General features: G+C 42.9%; 18 protein-coding genes and 1 pseudogene. 13 read left to right on the top strand and 6 right to left on the bottom strand.

Annotated features, from left to right (window positions below; all coding sequences use genetic code 11):
- Positions 1-135: 135 nt before the first annotated feature.
- Positions 136-980 (top strand): annotated as a pseudogene (gene rlmJ / locus GSF13_RS21945) (23S rRNA (adenine(2030)-N(6))-methyltransferase RlmJ).
- Positions 981-1,317: 337 nt separating this feature from the next.
- A complete protein-coding gene (locus GSF13_RS25010) occupies positions 1,318-1,509 on the top strand; it encodes a hypothetical protein (protein ID WP_320076050.1) in 192 nt (63 codons plus the stop codon).
- Between the two features lie 7 nt (positions 1,510-1,516).
- On the opposite strand, the gene GSF13_RS21940 is transcribed toward GSF13_RS25010, so the two are convergent.
- A complete protein-coding gene (locus GSF13_RS21940) occupies positions 1,517-2,086 on the bottom strand; it encodes an alkylphosphonate utilization protein (protein ID WP_010374208.1) in 570 nt (189 codons plus the stop codon).
- A 107-nt stretch (positions 2,087-2,193) separates the two neighbouring features.
- Entirely contained in the window at positions 2,194-2,931 is a 738-nt protein-coding gene (locus tag GSF13_RS21935; protein ID WP_211867097.1) for a transporter substrate-binding domain-containing protein, read from the bottom strand.
- A gap of 209 nt (positions 2,932-3,140) precedes the next feature.
- Between GSF13_RS21935 and GSF13_RS21930 the strand changes: the two genes are divergently transcribed.
- A complete protein-coding gene (locus GSF13_RS21930; protein ID WP_029215901.1) occupies positions 3,141-4,418 on the top strand; it encodes an HDOD domain-containing protein in 1,278 nt (425 codons plus the stop codon).
- Between the two features lie 114 nt (positions 4,419-4,532).
- On the opposite strand, the gene GSF13_RS21925 is transcribed toward GSF13_RS21930, so the two are convergent.
- The 3 genes from GSF13_RS21925 to GSF13_RS21915 all read right to left on the bottom strand — a co-directional run bounded on the left by GSF13_RS21925 (position 4,533) and on the right by GSF13_RS21915 (position 8,757).
- On the bottom strand, positions 4,533-6,017 hold the full coding sequence (locus GSF13_RS21925; RefSeq protein ID WP_211867095.1) for an exopolyphosphatase: 1,485 nt from the start codon (positions 6,015-6,017) through the stop codon (positions 4,533-4,535).
- 17 nt (positions 6,018-6,034) lie between these two features.
- Positions 6,035-8,131 (bottom strand): polyphosphate kinase 1, encoded by a 2,097-nt coding sequence (gene ppk1, locus GSF13_RS21920; protein ID WP_174170598.1) that lies wholly within the window; start codon positions 8,129-8,131, stop codon positions 6,035-6,037.
- A 119-nt stretch (positions 8,132-8,250) separates the two neighbouring features.
- Entirely contained in the window at positions 8,251-8,757 is a 507-nt protein-coding gene (locus GSF13_RS21915; protein ID WP_010607154.1) for an ACT domain-containing protein, read from the bottom strand.
- A 305-nt stretch (positions 8,758-9,062) separates the two neighbouring features.
- Here GSF13_RS21915 and GSF13_RS21910 point away from each other — a divergent pair, with 305 nt between their 5' ends.
- The 10 genes from GSF13_RS21910 (at position 9,063) to GSF13_RS21865 (ending at position 19,799) form a co-directional block, all read left to right on the top strand.
- Entirely contained in the window at positions 9,063-11,297 is a 2,235-nt protein-coding gene (locus GSF13_RS21910; protein WP_211867093.1) for an ABC transporter permease subunit, read from the top strand.
- A 15-nt stretch (positions 11,298-11,312) separates the two neighbouring features.
- Positions 11,313-12,962 carry a phosphate ABC transporter permease PstA gene (gene pstA / locus GSF13_RS21905; protein ID WP_174170600.1) on the top strand — a complete coding sequence of 550 codons (1,650 nt, stop codon included), beginning with the start codon at positions 11,313-11,315 and terminating at the stop codon, positions 12,960-12,962.
- Positions 12,963-12,989: 27 nt separating this feature from the next.
- Positions 12,990-13,817: a phosphate ABC transporter ATP-binding protein PstB gene (gene pstB / locus GSF13_RS21900; protein ID WP_010607157.1), complete on the top strand. Its 828-nt coding sequence runs from the start codon at positions 12,990-12,992 to the stop codon at positions 13,815-13,817.
- A 23-nt stretch (positions 13,818-13,840) separates the two neighbouring features.
- Positions 13,841-14,542, top strand: coding sequence for a phosphate signaling complex protein PhoU (gene phoU, locus GSF13_RS21895; RefSeq protein ID WP_010607158.1), 702 nt, complete (start codon positions 13,841-13,843; stop codon positions 14,540-14,542).
- Positions 14,543-14,684: 142 nt separating this feature from the next.
- Positions 14,685-15,362 (top strand): TIGR00153 family protein, encoded by a 678-nt coding sequence (locus GSF13_RS21890; protein WP_010607159.1) that lies wholly within the window; start codon positions 14,685-14,687, stop codon positions 15,360-15,362.
- Between the two features lie 36 nt (positions 15,363-15,398).
- Positions 15,399-16,667, top strand: a complete 1,269-nt coding sequence (locus tag GSF13_RS21885; RefSeq protein ID WP_010607160.1) for an inorganic phosphate transporter — start codon at positions 15,399-15,401, stop codon at positions 16,665-16,667.
- A gap of 108 nt (positions 16,668-16,775) precedes the next feature.
- A complete protein-coding gene (locus GSF13_RS21880) occupies positions 16,776-17,684 on the top strand; it encodes a hydrogen peroxide-inducible genes activator (RefSeq protein WP_010607161.1) in 909 nt (302 codons plus the stop codon).
- Positions 17,685-17,807: 123 nt separating this feature from the next.
- Positions 17,808-18,347, top strand: coding sequence for an RNA polymerase sigma factor (locus tag GSF13_RS21875; RefSeq protein ID WP_010607162.1), 540 nt, complete (start codon positions 17,808-17,810; stop codon positions 18,345-18,347).
- Positions 18,340-18,912, top strand: coding sequence for a hypothetical protein (locus GSF13_RS21870; RefSeq protein ID WP_045962626.1), 573 nt, complete (start codon positions 18,340-18,342; stop codon positions 18,910-18,912). The genes GSF13_RS21875 and GSF13_RS21870 overlap by 8 nt, the downstream gene beginning before the upstream one ends.
- The gene (locus GSF13_RS21865; RefSeq protein ID WP_206473670.1) at positions 18,909-19,799 is read left to right on the top strand and encodes a hypothetical protein; all 891 of its coding nucleotides are present in this window, start codon (positions 18,909-18,911) and stop codon (positions 19,797-19,799) included. Before GSF13_RS21870 ends, GSF13_RS21865 begins: the two co-directional genes overlap by 4 nt.
- A gap of 107 nt (positions 19,800-19,906) precedes the next feature.
- Here GSF13_RS21865 and GSF13_RS21860 read toward each other — a convergent pair whose 3' ends face one another.
- On the bottom strand, positions 19,907-20,104 hold the full coding sequence (locus GSF13_RS21860) for a hypothetical protein (RefSeq protein WP_010607165.1): 198 nt from the start codon (positions 20,102-20,104) through the stop codon (positions 19,907-19,909).
- Positions 20,105-20,139 lie beyond the last annotated feature (35 nt).

Genomic DNA, 20,139 nt, shown 5'->3' with positions numbered 1-20,139 from the left:
TAAGAGATAATGCCGATATTGGAATATTTTGTTCAGAAGTGATTCAGTCTAAAGTTAAAAATTGATGAATCATTGCTCAAATTTAGCTCAGGTTTATTTCACCTGTGTTGTTATTATTTTTATCAAGGCGGGGTTATGCTCAGTTACCGACATTCTTTTCATGCAGGAAACCCTGCCGATGTGATCAAACATTTAGTATTGGCAGAAGCTTTGTCATATACATGGCTAAAAAAGATAAGCCGTACGATTACGTGGATACGCACTCTGGCGCTGGTTTTTTTGAGCTAGCGAGTAGTGATGCACAAAAAACTCAGGAGTATCTGCAAGGCATCGCTAAGCTGTGGGATTATTCTGGATCCGTGTCGGCAATTAGCGATTATGTTGCATTAATCAAATCATTTAACGAAGGCGATAAATTAAGCCATTATCCCGGTTCTCCTAAGGTAGCGGAGCACTTCTTACGTCGTCAGGATAACGGTTGGTTTTTTGAGCTACATCCAAAAGATCTTGAGCTGTTAAAGCAAAATACGGCACATAAAAAGTCACTGCGCGTCACTGGGAGTGACGGTTTTAAAGGGCTATTAGGATTGGTGCCTCCAGCTTCACGCAGAGCCTGCGTGCTAATGGATCCTCCTTATGAGATCAAATCCGATTATGATGTTGCGGTCAAAAGCATCATAAAAGCGCACAAAAAGTTTGATTCCGGCGTCTATATGATCTGGTATCCCGTTGTTGACCGTGAACGCATTGATGCAATGGAGTCGAGTCTGATTGAATCTGGAGTGCGTAATATTCAAGTGTTTGAACTTGCCACCCGCGCAGATACACAAGAACGAGGCATGACGGCTTCTGGTATGATGGTGATCAATCCGCCTTGGACCTTAAAGAAAATCATGGATAAAGTGTTGCCTGAGCTGGTTTCGTTATTGGCTGAGGATGATGGTGCGTTTTACCGCAGCATTCAATTAGTAGAAGAATAGTAAAAATAAACTGCTAAGCTATCTAACCTGAGGTTTGGATAAGGAATGTTCCAACTCATTGTTTCTAAAGAACAGATTAGTTATTTCCTTTTCTAGCCAGAGAGTTTTAGGGAAAACAAGGCGAATTTACGCACCAATAGCTGGCTATTGGAAGTGAATTCAACGCAGTTAGCGCTAAAACTGGCTGCTAGAAAGGCATTAATTATCCGCAGCTCAGGTTATCTAGGGCCTGTTTACCTTTCAAGTTTGTTTTTGCAGCAGTTTGATTGGAATTTGTACAAGGCAGAGCCTGCGTAGCATAGTTATTCTATGTGAGTCAGGCGAGAACACAGTAGAAATGCTAATCAAGCGCTGCCCTTTGGGTTCACCTGAGTGCGCTTCGTTCATTGTTGCTCAACTTTTGCCTAGATTACTAGGCGGCAAGTCGAGCGTCGCGACCAAAACACACTCAGGAGAACAAAAATCAAACAGCAAAGATCAACAGGCCCTAGTCGATAAAGTATTGAAGAGACTTAGCAGTTTATCTTAGGGCCTAGTTATTTCTTAACAAACTTCGTTAAAATAACGATGTTTTGACCTTCTACACGACCTTCAATATGCTCTGGGTTTGAAGGCGAGAGGCGAATGTTACGTACCGCAGTGCCGCGTTTTGCAACTAGGCTACTACCTTTAACATCCAAGTCTTTAATCAAAGTCACTGTGTCACCAGCACTCAGTTTCACCCCGTTACTGTCTAGGTGAACAAGGTCGTCATCCTCTGCAAGTGCTTGATCTGCCCATGCTCGAGTCTCATCTTCTAGATACAGCATGTCTAATGCATCTTGAGCCCAACCATTATCTGGCGCGAGGCGTTTAAGCATACGGTAGGCAACAACCTGAACGGCAGGAACTTGGCTCCACATACTATCGTTTAAACAGTGCCAATGGTTGGCTTCTAAATCCTGTTGACCTTCAACCTGTGGTTTGCACTGGCTACAAAGATAAACACATTTGTCAGAATGCGCCTCGGCGACTGGTGGTACTTCGTATACTTCGAGACCATCCGTTGAGGTACATAGCTCACATTGATTGTTACTGCGCTCAGCAAGCGCGGCAGCGATAGTCATAATGATTTCCCAAGCTGTAAAAGCGCCATTATACCAAATGCGTCAATTGATGCTCAATTTATGGGAAGAATTTATGCGTATAACTTGATCTATGTCCAGAGCAGAGGTTATCTGCCACCTTTTGCGTGTATAGGTAGTTGGGAAATATACTGCTGTTCTATTTTTTCGATTTCACCTGAGAGTTTGAGTTGTGCGATAGCTTGATTTATCCGCTTAAGTAATCCTTGATGCTTAGCTAACAGGCGTAGCTGCAACATCCCTTCTGAATGTAGCTGGTTGAAGCTAAAAGTAATACCAAGTTGTTCTGACCAATATAATGCGGGTAAATCACCAATGATAATATGCTCAATCCGCCGTAAGTTTAAGGCCTGAAGTAGTTCCTTTTCGGATGCGAAATCAACTCGCTCGAATAGTTGGTCATCATGGTAGTAGTAGCCTCTCACTGTGCCAACTTCGATACCCGCTAGGGTTAGTACTGGTGGTTGAGACTGACGGGTAACAACGTACTCTTTAATAGGTAGAATGGGGTCTGAATAGATAAATCTATCATCTTGCTTTTGCTGTTCGTTCAACCAATCTGGGCTGATAATATCAAAATCAATTTGCTGCTTTTCTAAATAAAAGTTAGTACGTTTAGCTGGGAGAAGTAAGTTTTCGCCTTTGATATTTGCCTTTACCAAAATGGCTTCCACCATTTCGGGTAGGATCCCGGGCGCATCTTCGCTGTGAGTAAAATAAGGGTAAAAGCTTCCCGAGCCACTTAAACTGTATTTTAAGTAGGGGACTTGTTCTGCCTTAGTCAAACCGGCAAAGGCGAATAACCAGACGATCAAAACTTGCTTCATGCACTCATCTTAGCTTAACTTTTCTTAGACAGGCAAGCCGCTGGCGTTCTGTGAATTAAAAGCCTACTCTTTATAAGGACTTAGTTTAATAAGTTGGTAACTTTTGGTTATAAGTGTTGTAAAATAGCGAAACTTTTTTATTGCTCGGGGCGTTACCATATTATACGCTCCATGATACGTGGTTTCCTTTTACCTAATAAAGGATACGAATGTTAATGAGTGGTCCGGTGACTGAAGTACGTAAATCAGCAGTGCAGTATATTGCACGACAGGCCATTTTGCGGCCAGATCAAGAAGTCTTTGCCTATGAGTTGCTTTACAGAGACTCAGATAACAATGCTTTCCCTGTAGGGGTGAGCGATGGGCAAGCGACTGGGCGAATGTTTTTTAACTCCTTAATGTTTATCGGCGTAGACCGTTTGGCCGCGGGACAGCTTGCCTTTATAAACCTATCCGACGAATCCTTGCTGCAGGAATTACCTAGCTTATTAGCGCCACAGAAAATTGTGGTGGAAATCGTTGAGCGCTCTAAAAATATTCCTTCACTGGTGAATACGGTGACTAAGTTAACAGAGAAAGGCTACCGCTTTGCGCTAGATGACTACGATGGCACGTCAAAGTGGGATCCGTTGTTACCACTCATGGAATTCGTCAAAATAGAGGTTGAGCAGCCAATTATAAAAACCAATATGACGGTAAAAAAGCTCAAGCGTCAGTATCCAGATATTAAGGTGATTGTTGAGCGTATCGAATCAAAAGAAGAGTTCGAGATCATCAAATCATCTGGAGCAGACTTTTTCCAAGGTTTCTTTTTCGCCAAGCCTGAAATGCTCAACCATGGCAACGTGGAACCGTCGAAAATGGTGGTGTTTCAGCTGCTACAAGCAACAGCAAGAAAGTCTTTATGCTTCAAAGAAATACAAACTAGAGTAAGTAAAGATCTGAGTTTAACCGCACGACTACTAAAACTGGCGAACGCGAAAGCCGGTGAAGACAGGTTAGAAATTAAGTCTATCTCTCAGGCCGTAGTGTATTTAGGTGAAGACGCAATTAGGCAGTTTGTTAAAGTACTCGCGTTGAGCGAATTGGGTTCAGATAAACCCAGTGAGCTGACAAGAATGGGGTTAACTCGTGCCAAGTTTGTGGAAACATTTTTGATGCCAGGGGGCGAAGAAATGGCTGAAACCGGCTATTTGCTTGGTCTTATGTCCATCCTTGACGTGATACTTGATGTTGATCTTGCTGTGATAGCAGCAGAATTTTCACTCGATGATTCGCTTTCCAGCGCGCTACTGAGTTATCAAGGGTTGCTTGGTGGAGCGCTACGTTTAGCATTCGAAATTGAGCGCAATGACTGGCGAGAAGCTGAGCTTATTTTACAAGCCATTCGACCTGCTACACCGACCAATTATCTCTATGATATGGCGCTTTCTAGTCGAGCTTACGCAGATGAAATCCTCTCTATTGTGGCAGGTGATGAACAGTAGCTCTCACCTGTCAATGTGAGAAGGTAAGTAACTTGAGCTGTGGATAGTTAGCGCCTTTCTAGCAACCTGTTTCAGTTCTAACGACGTCGAATTCCCTTCCAATAGCCAGCATACTTATCCAAAGCTCAGGTTAAATTGAATACCTATTGTTTTTAAGTAGTTTTGTTCTTGCTCTAAATCTGCTTGAAACAGTGAATGTGATTCGAGCCACTCAGTTGCTATGTGAAGTATCAAGGCGTTATCAACAGCCGTGATGCTGAGCTCTGGAAGTTGGTCTTGTTGGCGTTTTTGGTTCACTAAAACGCTGAGACGAAACACAGCCAAAATACGGTTGAAGTGTATTAGCTCTTCTTCGATTAACTCTGTTAACTCTGGCATTTTTATCTTTTTTCGATAAAAGCGTACAAGTGCACTTAGCCTTAATTGCTGGGCTTGAGTAAAGCCTGGAAGTTGACTGTGCCTGACAATATAAGCACCGTGTTTATGCATGCCAGAAGAGTTAATGGCAAGCCCAACTTCGTGGAGTTTTGCTGCCCAACATAACATTTCGACATCATAAGAGGATAGTTGCCATTGCGCTTTTAGTTGAGTGGTAAAAAGTTTGATGGTTTCACAAATATTTTCGGCGTGTTGTTTATCAATATTATAGTGATCGCTGAACGTGTTAATTGTGCGAGTTCGAATATCAAACTCGTCGGTTTGATGCATTTCAAACAATAAACCTTCTCGCAATGCATATTCACTAAGGCGCATGCGCTCGAGTCCTAACTGTCTAAACAGTGCTATCAATACAGCAAGGCCGCCAGCAATACTGGTTTTTCGCTCCTCTGGTAGTGCTTTTAAGGAGACGTTGTCTATGTGTCCTGCATCAATAAATAACTGCTTAATTTGCTCCAAAATAGGCAGGGTAATTTCATCGGCTTGAGTGAGTTCGTGAACCATGGCCGCAATCGCTTTAATGGTACCAGAAGTACCGATAACGGTATTCCAGCCGAGTCTTAAGTAGCTCGCGGTAATACTTTCAATTTGTTGTTCTGCTTTTATTTCTGCCTTTTTGAATCGTTTTGCAGATAATTTACCATCAGCAAAGTAGGCTTTTTGCATGGTTACGCAGCCCACATTGCGACTACTTAACAGTTTGTGTGTAAGGTGCTGACCAATGACCAACTCTGTGCTGCCTCCACCGATGTCGATAACCAAACGGTTATGACTATCATGTTCATGGTTGGCGACCCCTTGGTAAATAAGACGAGCTTCTTCTTGACCTGAAATCACATTGATTGGATATGGAAAAACTTGTTTTGCCTTCGCGAGAAAATAATTAAGGTTTTTGCAATTTCGCAGCGTATAGGTTGCTACTACTTGCACGGACTCTTTCGGAAAATCATGTAGTGTCGTCGCAAATTGCGAGAGGGTATCTAATGCTCGGGCGATCGCGTCGTCACTTAAATTAAAATCATCATCAAGGCCCGCGGCCAAGTACACACGCTGCTTTTCTTTATGGAGGAGTTGAAGGCGACCATCTACTTCTCTTGCTACAACAAGGTGAAAACTATTTGAACCTAAGTCTACTGCGGCAATAGAAGGGTAGTCGCGCATATATTCTTCCTCAACGGTTATTCTTTCGCTTCATTTAATTGGTGTAACTCCCATTTTTTTAAATGGTCATAAATCGCGATCTGAGAGCGAATTTTTTTACGGTTACCTCGGCGAACGTACAGATTCTTCTGTTCGGCGTCAATAATTCTGGCTTTGGTGCGATCTTTAAACTGCAGTTCAATAATATCGATAATTAGTTTCTTCAAATGCTCGGCATAAATAGGCGTGCCTACTTCAACTCGGTGGTCGAGGTTACGGGTCATCCAGTCTGCTGACGAAATATACACCTTGGGGTCGCCGTTATTATCGAAAATCATCACTCGCGGGTGTTCTAAGAAACGATCGACGATACTAATGATCTTTATATTATCGCTAAACTGTGTAAGGCCTGGTACAAGGGCACACATACCTCGCACAATGAGGCGGATCTTGACGCCTTTACGTGATGCTTCGTAAAGTTTATCAACGAGCTGCTTGTCAACTAAATTATTGATTTTAATTGTTACTTTTCCTGTTCTCCCTTGCTCTGCATGAGTTATCTCTTCATCGATCAACTCTACAATTCTACTGCGTGCATTGATGGGGGAAATCATCAGGTGTTCGAATTTAAACGGTAGATAACTACTCTCAATAAAGCGAAACACGCTATCGCATTCTTCCGTAATATCGGGGTGTTTGGTAAACAGACTGAAATCAGTATAAATCCGAGCCGTCTTTTCGTGGAAGTTACCCGTTCCTATGTGTGCATATTTGACGATTTTGCCTTTTTCTCTACGGTGAACCACACAAAGCTTACTATGGACCTTAAGCGCTGGTATGCCAATCATGACCTTAATACCGTATTCACTCATGAGTTTTGCCCACTCAATATTATTTTGCTCATCGAAGCGGGCTTTCAATTCAACCATCACGGTGACTTTTTTGCCATTTTTTGCTGCATTGATCAATGAAGCGATCAATCGAGATTGCTTTGCCACACGATAAATGTTGACCTTGATTTGCGTCACTCTGGGGTCAAACGCCGCTTGGCGGATATATTCCAGCATGTGATTGAAGGTATGGTAGGGGTAGTACAGTAAGATATCTTGAACTGAAATTGCGCGAAAGACACTGCTATATTTTGAAAAGGCTGCGCTTTTAAGCGGCGGCAGGGGCTTGTTTTCTAGATAGCCGCGACCAACATTTGGAAAAGAAATAAAATCCCGAAAATTGCGATATCTACCGCCTGGGATCATGGCATCTTGACCTGTCACTCCTAAGCGCTTTTTCATCAGCTTGATCATTTCTTCCGGCATAGATTCTTCATATACCAAGCGCACTGGTTCGGCATATAAGCGCTGTTTGAGACCTTTAGACATGGTATCTAACACGCCTTCTTCAAGCTCATCATCTAAGTTGTATTCAGCGTCACGAGTGAGTTTCATCGAATAGGCGTCAATGCGTTCAAATTTGAAGAAACTCTTAAACACATCGGCTATAAAAAATCGAATAACGTCATCGAGCAACACAATCGTTTTATGCCGACGAGTTTTTTCTGGCGGCAGTTGGACAAAACGATTCAGGCGATCAGTAGGGACTTCCAAAAAAGCGTGATGCTGCTTTTCACCATTTAGCTCCACAAAAAGGTGGGTCATGGTGTCATTGATATTGTCTGAATAGTCCTTACTTTCGTTAATCATCATTGGCAATAGGTGAGGTAGTACTTGGTCTTTAAAATAGTTGGCTAGCCAATTCTTATGGAAATCCGATAGCGCATCCGGTTGCTTAATATGAATGTGATGCTCATTTAAGTCGATGAGGATCTGGTCATAAATAGCATTAAACTTTTTACCTAGTTCCAACACTTTCTTCTGAATGTCGGCGAGCAGTGCTTCGTCTTCGTCGAAATTCGTTTCAGGAAGGTTATTTAATAAGATACGGCGTTTTACATCTGCAACTCGTACTTGGAAAAACTCGTCTAAGTTGTTGGAAAATATACCAAGAAACCGGATCCGTTCAATGATCGGGTTGGTTGGGTCCTTGGCTTCTTGTAAAACACGTTCGTTAAAAGAGAGCCAGCTTAATTCTTTGGCAAAGTACGTGATAGTTTTATGCTCTGGAGATACGGCCTGCATGGTTCTTTCCATAGGTACAGCTTATTTTTACAGCTTAAGCAGGGTGTGTGACATAATTATGACAAACACAACGCGCCTGTCGTGTTTGTCATGTAACTATCATGAGTATAGTGAAGGTTTTAGCTTTCTTCTATGTCCACGATCAAATCACTGGTGATTGACTCGAGTGCTTCAATTACGTTTTCCTTGACCGTGCCTGCAGGTAAAGTCACGGTTGCGAAAGCGCTGAAAATAGGTAGTCCCCAGTTTGGAGCACTACGTTGTTTTGAGGTTAGGTGCGTGATGTTTGCGCCTTTGTGACGAATAACCGTAGCAAGCTCTTGCACAATTCCCGGTCTATCGTTGCCTGTAATGATTAAATTTAATGTGTCTGGCTCATCCTGCACTTGCAAGCTTTCGCCTGATTCAACGCTAACGTCTAAACCAGGCAATTTATGCAATGCATCTTGTATTTCTTGCAAATGTTCTTCTGCAACTTCAACCTGTACGATGCCCGCGAATTGTCCGGCAAGATGGCTTAAGTTACTGGTTAACCAGTTGCCATGGTTAGAAAGAATAGTGGAAGAGATTTCCTCAACGAGACCCGGTCGGTCCTTACCTATAAGTGTTAATATTAACTGCTTCATATCATGTCTCTTTTTTTGTGGCGCCCGTGGGCGAAAAAACGAATTCGGCGCATGATTTAGACTAGTCTAAAAACTTACTTTGTCCAGTGTCTAAAAACACTTAATGTAAAGAAATGCAACGGAATTTTTGTATTTACTCTAGGCTAACAATCAGAGCACTTTTTGAGCCGATTAGTTCCATTATTTTTATAATGAATTTGAAGGCCAAGACCGATTGAAGAAAGTGCAATTGTGTCTCGGGTGTAACACAACTGTCATCTTGATGAAATATAATGCCCCCAATTTTTAAACCAAAGGGTATATTGATGACTTCAAATCCGCAAAAGCCATCCTTTAAAACGGATAGAAGCCGTCTCTTTAAAGACAGGTTTGCACAATTTGGCATTACTTCTGGTGGAGTAATGGTATTAGTCGCACTTTTACTTATCTTCTTCTACTTACTATATGTTGTTCAACCAATCTTTGAATCGGCAAAGGTTGAGAAGCGTATGGATATTCAGCTTACACAAGACAAAACATATTTAGGTGTAGGGGTAGAAGAACAAACGGAAATTGCGTACTTACTCGGCAGCAGAGGTTCGGTAGATTATTACCAGATCAAAGGTGAAAGCGCCGGTAAATTACTAGATACATTGGATGTTGAACTTGACGGTAATATTACAGCATTTGCAGAAAGTGCGCCTTTCTTAGGGCAATATGCATTTGGTCTGGATAACGGTCAGGTACAACTGGTGAAGCCGATGTTCACGATAAGCTTTCCGGGAAATCAACGTGTCTTAACTCCTCGCTTAAGTTATCCACTTAATGCGAAGCAACTAATTGTTGATGAACAAGGGCAAGCAATTCGTAAATTCGCCTTTAGTCACTTCGAAGACAAAACCGCTGTTGTTGCACAGACTGCGGATAAACGTGTGATTTTTGCCTCCTTTGTTGCAGAAGAAAACATGTTTACTGGAGAGGTTGAATGGGCGGTTGAGCGTACCGAGCTAGATATTGATGGTCGCGTTGATGAGTTACTTATTTCTCCAGACACGTCGCGCACATTTGTTCGCTCAGCAAATCAAGTTTACGTCTTTGATTCTCGCTATGCTTCTGAAGTTGAGTTATTCCAGTTGCTTGCTGCAAATGAAGAAAATGCCAACTTGGTCGATATGAACCTGCTAGCGGGTGCCAACTCATTAATGCTTGCTAACGACAACGGTGAGGTTTCACAGTGGTTTGAAGTCAATACCGATGATGGACGCCAGTTTGCTAAGATCCGCTCTTTTGAAACGCCAAAAAGCAAACAGGTCAAACTATTTAGTGAATATTATCGTCGTACTTTCTTCACGACTAATGAAAATGGTCAATTAGGTCTATATTACACCACCAGTGAAGCACACTTATGGCAAGGTAAAATCACAGATAAAGCTGTACAAAAGTTTGCGGTAGCACCACGTGCTAATGCGGCTTTGTTACTCGCCGATGATACGTTAACGGTGGTAGAACTACACAATGAACACCCAGAAGTAACTTGGTCTGCTTTGTGGCAAGAAGTGTGGTACGAAGGGTATCCTGAGCCTGCTTACACTTGGCAATCAACCTCTGCGAGTGATGACTTTGAGTCGAAATTCTCATTAGTGCCTATTTCATTTGGTACCATTAAAGCGGCGCTTTATGCCATGTTGTTTGCTGTTCCTATTGCATTAGCGTCAGCAATCTACACCGCCTATTTCATGTCGAGTGAATTACGCCGTGTGGTGAAACCAACAGTCGAGATAATGGAAGCACTACCAACGGTTATCTTGGGCTTCTTGGCGGGCCTTTGGCTTGCTCCTTTAATTGAAACGCATCTACCTGCCGTGGTCGCTTTATTGGTGCTATTGCCAATCGCGATGATAGCAACGGCATTTGGCTGGACTAAGTTACCTGCAAAAGTGAGACACGTTGTGCCTGAAGGCTGGCATTCAATCTTACTGATCCCTGTTGTGCTTATCGTAGGCTGGATTTCATTTGCCATGAGCGCTGGTATTGAGTCTTGGTTGTTTGGCGGTAATGTGCGTCAGTATCTAACCAATGAGTTAGGTCTAACATTTGACCAGCGTAACTCGCTAGTCGTGGGTATCGCGATGGGTTTTGCGGTTATTCCTACAATCTTTTCTATTGCAGAAGACGCGGTATTTAGCGTACCTAAGCACCTTTCTAATGGCTCATTAGCACTCGGTGCCACGCAGTGGCAGACTTTGGTTCGTGTTGTATTACTAACAGCAAGTCCTGGTATCTTCTCTGCGATAATGATGGGTCTTGGCCGCGCCGTAGGGGAAACCATGATTGTATTGATGGCAACCGGTAACACGCCAATCATGGACTGGAGTATCTTCCAAGGTATGCGTACGCTTGCTGCAAACATTGCGGTGGAAATGCCGGAGTCTGAAGTTGGCAGCTCTCACTATCGCATCCTGTTCCTAGCTGCCTTTGTATTGTTTATTTTTACTTTCGTATTTAACACCGTTGCTGAGTTTGTTCGCCAGCAGCTGCGTGAAAAGTACAGCTCAATGTAATTGGAGTGACATGACATGGTAAAACAGTGGTTTAAGTCAGGTTCTCCGTGGATCTGGATGACAGGTGGCGCGGTCAGTATTAGTTTGATTTCAGTAATTGGACTACTTGCGATGATAGCGTGGAAAGGACTGAGCTTCTTTTGGCCATCAGAAGTTGTAGAAATGCATCTCGACGGTTCTGTTGCTAAGCAGACTGTTATTGGTGAAATATATGATCGCGAGATGGTGCCGAAGTCTCGCCTTGAAGCGGCTGGATTCGACCTTTCAGGCTACAACAGCGAGCAAATCGAGCGTTTACTCATTAAAACGGGTAACCGTGAATACGTAGAACTTGATTTCCGTTGGGTGTTATCAACAGACATCAAAAGCCAGTCTACGCCAGCGGAATTAGCGGTATTTGAGCGTAGTAAAAATGGTAATTTCTATGGTTATGTTGCTCGCGTTTTAGAAGACGGTAAAGTAGTAACTGACCAGCCGATAGAAAGGTTACATGAGCTTGTTGAGCGTGCCGTTGACCTTAATGACGAGGCGCTTGATCTACAAAATAGCGAAATCGGGCACATTAACTATGAGCTTGAACGTCTACGTTTAAAAGAAAAGTCGTATCAACTCGGTAATGACCTGACAGAGGAAAAGTTAGCAGAGTTAAATGCACGCCGTGCTGAGCTACGTGAAGATTACAAAGTCTTCGAAAAACGTTTATTTGAGCTAAGGAAGCAAGCAAAGCGTGACCAAGTTGTAGTGCGTGATATGCGTGGTGAAGAAGTGACTTTGCCGCTGTACCAAGTGTTGGACGTTTGGTTTCCAAATGACATGGGCTTTTTTGCCAAAGTGGGTCACTACTTAGTGCAAATCAGCAAGTTTGTGAGCGATGACCCGCGTGAAGCAAATACCGAAGGTGGGGTATTCCCTGCAATCTTTGGTACGGTATTTATGGTTATGCTGATGGCGGTGATCGTGACCCCATTCGGTGTTATTGCCGCAATTTATCTTCATGAATATGCAGCAAAGAACGCTGTGACTAAGATGATCCGCATCGCGGTGATCAACCTTGCAGGTGTTCCATCCATTGTATATGGGGTGTTTGGCTTAGGATTCTTCGTTTATATGCTAGGTGGGTCAATTGACGAACTTTTCTACCCTGAGGCTGCGCCAAGTCCTGTATTTGGTACACCAGGTGTGATTTGGTCTGCACTTACACTTGCTATCCTTACTTTGCCTGTGGTTATTGTATCCACGGAAGAAGGTCTGTCTCGGATCCCAAGCTCAGTACGTCATGGTTCACTTGCGCTTGGTGCGACTCAAGCTGAAACCCTATGGCGGATCATTGTACCAATGGCAAGTCCGGCAATTATGACTGGTCTTATTCTTGCTGTTGCGCGAGCAGCGGGTGAGGTAGCTCCTCTGATGTTGGTTGGTGTAGTAAAGATGGCACCTACACTACCACTAGACGGAAACTTCCCCTATATTCACTTGGATCGTAAGTTTATGCACTTAGGGTTCCATATTTATGATGTTGGCTTCCAAAGCCCGAATGTTGAAGCTGCTAGACCTTTGGTTTATGCAACCGCGTTCCTACTGGTTACGGTGATTATTGCACTGAATATCACAGCGATTGGTATTCGTAACCACTTACGCGAAAAATTCAGATCGTTAGAGCATTAATAGTAAAGATTTTTAATAGGTAAAAACATGATTACAGTAGCGCCAGAAGTCAATCAAGCAAACGGCAATAACAAGCTTGATTTAGCAAACTTAAGTCCAGAACTCACCGCACTAGAGATCAAAAACCTAGATCTTTACTATGGTGATAAACAAGCCCTTAGCAACGTTAATATGTTGATCCCAAAAGGGCAGGTAACCGCGTTTATCGGTCCATCAGGTTGTGGTAAGTCAACGTTACTGCGTTGTATTAACCGTATGAACGACCTTGTTGATAGCTGTCGTATTGAAGGAGAAATCAACCTTCAAGGACAGAACATTTATGACAAGAGCGTAGATGTTGCGGCACTGCGCCGTAACGTAGGTATGGTATTCCAAAGACCAAACCCTTTTCCTAAGTCTATTTATGAGAATGTGGTTTATGGTCTGCGTCTGCAAGGTATCAAAGATAAGCGCAAGTTAGACGAAGTGGTTGAAAAGTCACTCCGTGGCGCCGCACTTTGGGATGAAGTAAAAGACCGACTTCACGACAGCGCATTTGGTTTATCTGGTGGTCAGCAGCAGCGTTTGGTGATTGCTCGCTCTATCGCGATTGAACCAGAAGTATTGTTACTTGATGAACCAACATCAGCACTCGATCCGATTTCAACATTGGTTATCGAAGAACTCATTAACGACCTGAAAAACAAGTATACTGTAGTTATCGTTACACATAACATGCAACAAGCTGCGCGTGTATCTGATCAAACTGCGTTTATGTACATGGGTGAGTTAATTGAGTATGCAGATACCAATACCTTATTCACCACGCCGTCTAAGAAGAAAACAGAAGACTATATTACAGGTCGTTACGGTTAAGGCGAGCTTGCGAGGAGAATATAATGGAACACAATATTAATAAGCACATTTCTGGCCGCTTTAATGAAGAGCTAGAAAACGTGAGAAACCACGTACTCAGTATGGGTGGATTAGTAGAGCAGCAACTAAACACTGCGCTTGATGCGGTTAACCACAATGATGCTGAAAAAGCGAAAAAGGTCAGTCAGAACGATTACAAAGTCAATGCGATGGAAGTGAATATTGACGAAGAATGTACACGTATCATCGCGAAAAGGCAGCCTGCAGCCAGTGACTTGCGTTTGGTTGTTGCCATCGCAAAAACGATTGCAGATCTTGAACGTATCGGAGACGAAGCGGAGCGTATTGCTAAAGTTGCATTGGATTCGTTTACCAAAGATCAGCAAGATCTATTGGTGAATATTGACAATATGGGTCGCCAAGTGTCACAAATGCTGCATGATGTGCTCGATGCGTTTGCCCGGATGGACGCGCAAAAGGCATTTGAAGTGCATAAAGCTGATGCCAAAGTGGACCGTGAATACGAAGCAGTAACACGCCAAATTATGACCTACATGATGGAAGACCCACGCTCGATTCCAAAAATTATGGATTTAATTTGGTCTGTGCGCTCATTAGAGCGTATCGGCGATCGTTGTCAGAATATTGCGGAATATGTGATTTATTTCGTAAATGGCAAAGATATTCGTCATACATCTCAAGAAGATATCGCAAAAACCTTGTGATGCTTATCAATTAGTTGCGCGCTTTCGGCGCGCAATTTCATAGTAAGTTCATCTAAACTTGCAATAAAACCGTTCACAACAGCGCTCAATGCTGTAAAATTACACTTTGCACATGCATACAAATATGATTTAAGGGTCAGTTATGCCTAGTAACGCGTTTTTAGGAGTATTTGCTAAATCTCCTATTAAGCCAATTGAAGAGCATATAAAAATAGTCCATCAAGCCAGTGCGGCTTTGATCCCATTTTTTAACCATGTCTTCAAAGGGGAGTGGACAGAAGCGGATGCAATTCGCATTGAAATCCGCAACCTAGAGCGTGAAGCAGATGAACTAAAACGTGAAGTACGTTTACATTTGCCTCGTGGTTTATTCATGCCAGTAGAACGGACTGACTTACTGGAACTTATCACCCACCAAGATAAGATAGCCAATAAAGCGAAAGATATCGCAGGTCGCGTTATCGGTCGTGAAATGGTCATCCCTGAATCCATTCAAAAAGACTTTCTTGCTTACGTCACTCGTTGTGTGGACGCAACTAAACAAGCATCAGAAGCGATTAATGAGTTTGATGAACTGCTTGAGACAGGCTTTAGAGGCCGTGAAGTCACTTTAGTTGAAAAAATGCTAGTTGAGCTCGATGCCATCGAGCAAGATACCGACGATATGCAAATTAAAATTCGTCGAGAGTTACGCGCTGTTGAAAGCGAGCTTAACCCAATTGATGCGATGTTTTTATACAAGATCATCGAATGGGTCGGTGGGCTTGCAGATATCGCAGAGCGCGTTGGTTCACGTCTTGAGCTGATGTTAGCTCGTTAATAAAAATCGATCTTTTAAAATAAAGTAAGGTTTCTTATGGATATCATTGCATCCTACGGCACAGTATTGGTTTTAATTGCCGCAGCAGTTGGTTTCTTTATGGCTTATGGTATTGGCGCAAACGATGTTGCGAATGCTATGGGTACTTCGGTAGGTTCAAAAGCACTTACCATCAAACAAGCAATTATCATTGCTATGATCTTTGAATTCGCTGGTGCTTATCTTGCGGGTGGTGAGGTAACATCAACGATCCGAAAAGGGATTATAGATTCAACCCCTTTCATTGATATTCCTGAACTGATGATATTAGGAATGATCTCCGCGCTTTTTGCTGCAGGCGCATGGTTATTAATGGCTTCAATGCTAGGTTGGCCTGTATCTACGACGCACTCAATCATAGGTGCAATCATTGGTTTTGCGCTAGTAGCTGTGGGCAGCGAAGCAATCCAATGGGGCAAAGTTGCAGGCATTGTTGGGAGCTGGATTGTCACCCCTGCCATCTCCGGCTTTATTGCTTACCTCATCTTTATGAGTGCCCAAAAGCTCATTTTTGATACCAATAAGCCACTAGAAAACGCCAAACGCTTTGTGCCTATTTACATGGGTCTTGCGGGCTTTGTTATGTCTTTGGTTACAATCAAAAAAGGTCTTAAGCATATTGGTATCAAGCTTGGCACATTCGAAGGTTTTGCGCTTGCTATCGGTATCGCTATTATCATTGCTATTATCGGTAAGATTGCGATTTCTAAGCTGAAAATGGATCCTAATGCAGACAAGCAAATGCAGTTCAACAATGTTGAAAAAGTATTCGCTATCCTTATGGTACTAACAGCATGTTGTATGGCGTTCGCGCATGGTTCGAATGACGTTGCTAACGCAATTGGTCCATTAGCTGCAGTGGTAAACATTGTTGAAAACGACGGTGAAATTGCTAAGAAAGCGGCGCTAGCTTGGTGGATCTTACCACTAGGTGGTTTAGGTATTGTTGCGGGTCTTGCGATTCTTGGTAAGAAAGTTATCAAGACCATCGGTGAAGGCATCACGCATCTTACTCCTAGCCGTGGTTTCGCAGCTGAACTTGCAGCTGCTTCAACAGTTGTAATCGCATCAGGCACAGGCTTACCAATCTCTACAACTCAAACCTTAGTTGGTGCGGTATTGGGTGTGGGTATGGCACGTGGTATTGCGGCATTAAACATGGGTGTTATTCGTAACATCGTAGTTTCTTGGGTAATTACATTGCCAGTTGGTGCTGCCCTTGCTATTGTTATATTCTATATTTTGAGATTAGTGTTCGGCGTATAAAAATAAACCGCACTTTTCAAAAAGACAGACTTTTAGCTTGAAAAGATCTCAACACCTTTGGTGTTGGGGTCTTTTTATTTGTGCTGTTGAAAATTAAGAGTAAAGCTTGTGACGAATTTACCTAGTATCAAACAACTACAATACCTGCTTGCGGTGCATCAGCACCAACATTTTGGTCGTGCAGCGGAAGCATGCTTTATCGGCCAATCGACGCTAAGTAGCGCGATACAAAACCTTGAAGAGACATTGGGATGTCAGCTAATTGAACGCGAAAATCGCAGCCTAATGTTTACCGATATTGGTGAGGAAGTGGTTGAACGAGCGCGGAAAATTATCGACGACACCATGAGCGTTAAAGAGCTGACTAAAAGCTATAAAAATCCATTATCTGGCAAGTTGACGTTAGGGATCATTCCCACCATTGCGAGTTTTATTGCTGCGCCACTTTATCAGGCGTGTAAAAAGGAGTTTGCAGCACTTAATTTGGTACTGGTTGAAGATACCAGTGATAACTTACTGGACAAATTAGAGCATGGCCATATTGATATGGCCATGTTAGCGCTGCCATATAGAACCGATAAGTTTCATACTCAAGTGCTTGCAAAAGATCACTTTAGCTTGGTTCGCCATACCGAGTACAGCGTACCAGAGCCGATTGAGGACTTTAACCTGTTACCTGAGCAAAGTGTATTTTTACTCGAAAAAGAGCACTGTATGACGGGACATGCTCTTAGCGCTTGCCACTTAAACCGTAGCGCGTGCATTAATCCATTTGAGGCGGCAAACCTACATACTTTATTAAGTATGGTGGAATATAAAAATGGCGTAACCTTTTTACCTCAAATGGCGATCAATGCAGGGATTTTGGAAGGGAAACCTTTAGTGGCTATGCCACCACAAGATCATGCATATCGTGAGATTGGCTTAATTTGGCGTCGTACTACGGGGCGGATCAGAGATTTTAGACTGTTTAGCGACTTTGTTGGTGGCTACATCAGCGGCCAATGTCAGCCATAGTAATAGTAATGATAAGAAGCACCCCCTCGGTGCTTTTTTTTTCAAAAAACTTTCCCGTCTGAACAACTTTTTTTGCAGCCGCTACGATTAATAGTTAGTGAGAAGATTGGATGAGTGAACTGCGTGTTTTTTAATAGCGAAAAACAATTAATAAAAAGAGCACTGCAAGGTAATCAAAGAGCATGGTCAAAGCTTTGCGCCCAGCATCATAGCCGTGTGTATAACCAATGCTTGAGGCTGGTTGGTAACCCGCAAGACGCGCTAGATATAGCTCAAGATGTATTTTTAAGTATGTATCGAAATCTGCATACCTTTAATGGTGATGCTAAGTTCTCGACTTGGGTATTTAAAATCACCCATGCAAGGATAGTGGATCACATGCGAAAACATAAGTTTGAATCGATTGAAGGTAAAGAACCTGAGACGCCGCAACACGGACCTGACAGCAAAATAGCGCAACAACAAAGTAATGAAGAGATATATATCGCGCTGAAACAACTACCATTTGAGCAGCGCATTGTCGTGGAGCTAAAGTTTTTCCAGCATTACACCTTTGATGAAATTGCGCTGCAGCTTGAGTTATCAAGTAATACGGTGAAGGCTAGGCTATACAGTGCGTTAGGTAAGATGAAAGGGCAACTAGAGGTGCAAAATCATGGCTAAATTAGCACACTTATTTGAGCAGTGGTTAGATGGCAAAGTGCTGTCTGAGGCAGAGTTGGCCGAACTTCAGGCAGATAGTGAATATCGAGAAATGATGAGTGCTGCTATTACTTGGCAACAGCGAGCTGCTAGCTTCGAAGAGCAAGCGCCACCCCCACAGCTCACTTTGCAGCATCAAACTCGCGCTTGGCCAGTGGCTGCCGTCGCAGCTTGGCTGGTCGTTGGGCTTGGTGTGTCAGGACTTTGGCTACAGAACTTAGGCTTACATCAACAGTTGAGTGCTCAACAAACACAACTGGCACAGCAGCAAAGCGCTATGCAGGCCATGCTTGCAAAACTTGATGAGACTAAGCCAATAGATCAAGCTACGCTTGCCAAGTTAGCAACGCAAGTGGTTGAACAAAATCGTAAAGAGCGCAGTTTGGCAATGAATAATCTCGTTGATCTGATCCAAGCACAAAGAGCGCAAGATCAAGCCCTACTTAGGCTGCAATTGAATGAATTGGCAGAGCAAGTAGAGCAAACACCGACACAAAATTTAGCACAGTATCGAGGTAAACCATGAAGTTAATTCCACTTTGTTTTGGCGCTGTCGCAGCCATTGCTACAAGCTTTGCTCAGGCCCAAGTTGTTGATGAAGCGCTAAAGCGTGAGGTTGCTATTTTTGAGCGGGTATTAATGAGTGCACTACAGCATGATACACAAGATCAAGTTCGTAGTGTTTCTGGCTATTATTTAAAAGATCAGGGAGTTGTGTTTGAACTGGCATTAAAACGCCGGCACCGTTTAGAGTGGATCTCTCATATCGATAATCTCGATGATGTGGCTGCAATAGGGGAGTTTGAACTGCCGGAATTTGATATGGACATCGCGGAGATTGAGATTTCACAGCCGATAGCTGAAGCTTTTTCTCAAGCTTATTCGGATGCAGCTGAGAAAGTGAGAGCAGGAGCCGAGAAGGTCCGCGAAGCCGTAGAGCAAGAAAGAGAGAATAGAATTCAATTGAGGGAACTTGAACGCCAAAAAGCGGAGCTGGAGTTTGCGAAAAGGCACGAAAGTGAGGATCAAGTAAAAGAATTTACGGAGTCATTGAGAGAAGTTGAGAAACGCATAGAAAAGCTTTCACTTAAGGATTCGGAATTAAAAGAGCTTAAGGATAAGCTGAAAGCAAGTCTTGAAGCTTCTCGGGTCAAACGAGCGAAAGAGAAAGCAGAAAAGCAGCAGGCGCTTGAAAAAATGCTAGTAACCAGCTTAGCCCGAAGTTTATGTGACTATGGTGCAGGTTTAAGAAGTTTACCTAGAGATGAGCATATAAGCTTTATTTACAATGAACTCAGCAACCCAAACAATAAACAGGTGTTTGTTTATCCAAAATCCTTGGTGCAGCAATGTGTAAAAGGTGAGAAAACGGCTAAGCAGCTTGCCGAGATAGTAACTAGCTATCGCTTTTAGTTAGCCTAATTTTGGGATAAAAAGCGCCTTCTTCGAACTTGGGGGCAAGAAAATGACAACACAAAAAACAGCATGGCTGCATGCTGTTTTGTTTTAAAAAGGAGCTATTAAGCCTGCTCGATGTTTTTTGCAGTAGTTAAATTTGGTAAAAAGAGTAAGTAAACCCAAACCACTAGATTAAAGTAGGGTAGCAAACCGAGCCCTGTGAACAATTTTACCGGATATCCTTTTGTGTTGGCATAGCGGTAACATTGATAAGCAATGAGCAAGTTTGCAAGTAGTAAAAACAGTGATAATGACAGCATAATTTACCCCTTGAAGTCCATAGCAAGATGTAACT

Source organism: Pseudoalteromonas sp. M8, assembly GCF_018141365.1.
In the GTDB taxonomy this organism is placed as follows: domain Bacteria; phylum Pseudomonadota; class Gammaproteobacteria; order Enterobacterales; family Alteromonadaceae; genus Pseudoalteromonas.
This window is presented reverse-complemented; position numbering and strand designations above follow the sequence as displayed.